The 2,540-nt window shown below is 38.9% G+C and carries 3 protein-coding genes; all 3 read right to left on the reverse strand.

From position 1 onward, the window contains the following. Window positions 1-28: 28 nt before the first annotated feature. The gene (locus IM477_RS22515) at window positions 29-238 is read right to left on the reverse strand and encodes a hypothetical protein (protein ID WP_287733547.1); all 210 of its coding nucleotides are present in this window, start codon (window positions 236-238) and stop codon (window positions 29-31) included. A 544-nt stretch (window positions 239-782) separates the two neighbouring features. Then, window positions 783-1,724, reverse strand: a complete 942-nt coding sequence (locus IM477_RS22520) for an RpnC/YadD family protein (protein WP_287733548.1) — start codon at window positions 1,722-1,724, stop codon at window positions 783-785. A gap of 95 nt (window positions 1,725-1,819) precedes the next feature. Then, a partial coding sequence (locus tag IM477_RS22525; RefSeq protein ID WP_287733549.1) for a PEP-CTERM sorting domain-containing protein occupies window positions 1,820-2,540 on the reverse strand: 721 nt, incomplete at its 5' end.

Below are 2,540 nucleotides of genomic sequence, written 5' to 3' on the forward strand. Positions count from 1 at the left end.
CCCCACCAATACACTTTTTCAGCAAACCCTAATTATGCAATAAATCGCTGGGATGTGTCGCTGCTTCTTTAAATAAAAATCCAAATGGGCCTTCACTATTTATCCATGTTTTTGCAATAAAGGAAGTTGCAAAGGGGTTTTTCCCGCTTTTTAGAATGTTAAGTTCTTTTGATAAGATTTTCAATTCATCCCATATTGATTGTTCGACGAGTTTTTTGGGAAGAATACCTCGTTCCAAGAATGATTTAGTATTTCTTGTTCTGGTTCCGTGGAAATAAATGCAATCAATTATATCTTATATCATCACCAAATTTAGAGCATATAGCTATTGGTCATCCGCTTATTAGTTCTATATCCTGGGTTATAACTGTTGGGATTATCGAAAAAATCGGCTCTAAAACCTCGCCTTAAAAGGCGAAAAGTTTTGGGAGCGGGGCATAAATCCCCGTTACAAAAACGGACTCCTGCCTCCTGCCTCCGTTAACTGGGCTGCTACAGGTAATGCTATGTTTATATTCTTAGGTTGTGTTAATAGCTTAATTTCTAGGGTTTTCATAGTCTAAAAACAATGGTTATCCTCTTGTGTGAATAGGAGGAAAATCTAAGCTGGTATCTCCCATTCAGCCGCTCGTAACTAGATAAGAGAAACTGTAGCGATTAATAAGTGCCTAAGCAAAATTAATTACACATTTAAGCCGTCAGCCGCCAGCTTTTTCAGTGACCGGTAAACACAGAAAACGGGTTTCTTGAAGAAACCCGTTTTCTTGGGCGACAAACCAGAATTATTCAGGTTTGATTAACTGATTTAAATAGTCCTGAAAATCTGAGATTGAGTCAAGAGTAATCGCTTGTCTGTGGAGATTTTTTAGAAGAGAAGTGTCTTTAATTTGGCTAATCTCATCAACCAGTTCCGAAGGCACATTCTCAAACCGAATCTCAAGGGCATCAATGACAGATTCTCTCATCCCTTTTTCCATTCCCATTCTTTCAACACTGGTAATATAAGGCATTCGTTTTTCCTCCTCGTACTGATTTAATTCCTGTTGAAACTCTTGTTCTAATTCAGCGGGTAAGCTCATCAGCCAATCGATAAACTTAAAGAGGTTGATAATATCCTCTCGTTGATAACCCTGTTCGTACAACCGTTTAGTTAATGCTAATTTCGCTTCTTTGCGCTTTTTTCGGTTTTGCCGAGTTTCTAAAGCTTGGAGATGCGCCATCACGACTGTAGCAAAAGGATTGCGGCTGGCTGCTAAAGCTGACCACTGCTGCTTAAATTCTAGCAACTTGACGACCGGAAAGCGAAAACTCACTTGACAATCAAATAACTCACGCTCAAATTGATTGGGTCGCCAAGAAGCATTATCATCACCTAAAACTGCCAAACTCGCTACTGAACGCCTGTAACGATCATAAATACGGTAGTAATAGACAAACATCCGTTCAGCAAAGTCAATTTCTCGCTGACCCTGGATTTCTATGTGGATTAAAACCCAGGTCTCTTCTCCCGCAAGACGATAAATTTTCACCAACTTATCGACGAGACGTTTGCCTAACTCAGCATCCCGCACCACTTGTTGAAGTTCTTTGTCGAGAAATTCAAAGCCTTGATTCCAATCAATACCCGCGTGAGCTTGAGGAAAAAAGAAGGAAACAAAGTCTTCAAAGTAGATTTCTAAGACATCTTTCCAAGGAGTATCAAAATCAGTATTTGGGTTATTCATTTCAGTTATCAGTTATCTTGAAGCACCGAAGCAATTTTTGTGATATACTGTACTTACGCAGAAAACGGGTTTCTTGAAGAAACCCGTTTTCTTGATTAATTCTGGCGCTTGCACTTGCTGGCTAATCCTAGGGTTAATAATAGTCCGAAAAGAGTATCAGGTTCAGGAACTTTGGCAATATTATTAAGCTTGATATTATCAACTAATAAAGCTGAATTTCCAGTAGCATTTCCTCCTCCTGTCTTATCCACATCAACTACCCCAAACCCTAAAATATAATCTCCACTCACGGATATTGTTATCGTGTAAGGTTGATAGCCTGTTTCTTTCGTTAAATGGGAAAAAGAAGGATTGACTGGAAAACTAGATTGAGTATCTGCCAAAGAATATAAAGTATTATTAAGGGTAAAAAAGGCGAAATCGTTGTAATCTACATTAGTCGCATCTTCATCAGTAAGAAAATTCCAATAAAAGCTGAAAATATCGCCAGCATTAGCAGTAATAGTCTGTTTAATAGCGGAGCCTTCAACAACCGATAGATTGCTTAACTCATTACCCGATAAGTCGAGAAATGATTCTAAATCATTAGCATTAGTCAAGGATTGATTGTCGTCACAAGCACCGACAAAAACACAAGTTTGTAACACGGCTTGATAATTTCCGTTAACCGGTGTAACCTGAAAACTTGAATTTTCAACGCTCGCTTGTCCACTGGTATTCCAGTCAGAAAAATTACCAGTTTCAAAACTTCCATTGACAACAGCGGCGGGGGAAATTTCAGCCGTCGCCACTAACAAACCAGCAACAGTAATTAAG

It is taken from the genome of Microcystis sp. M090S1, from assembly GCF_020246295.1.
GTDB lineage: Bacteria > Cyanobacteriota > Cyanobacteriia > Cyanobacteriales > Microcystaceae > Microcystis > Microcystis aeruginosa.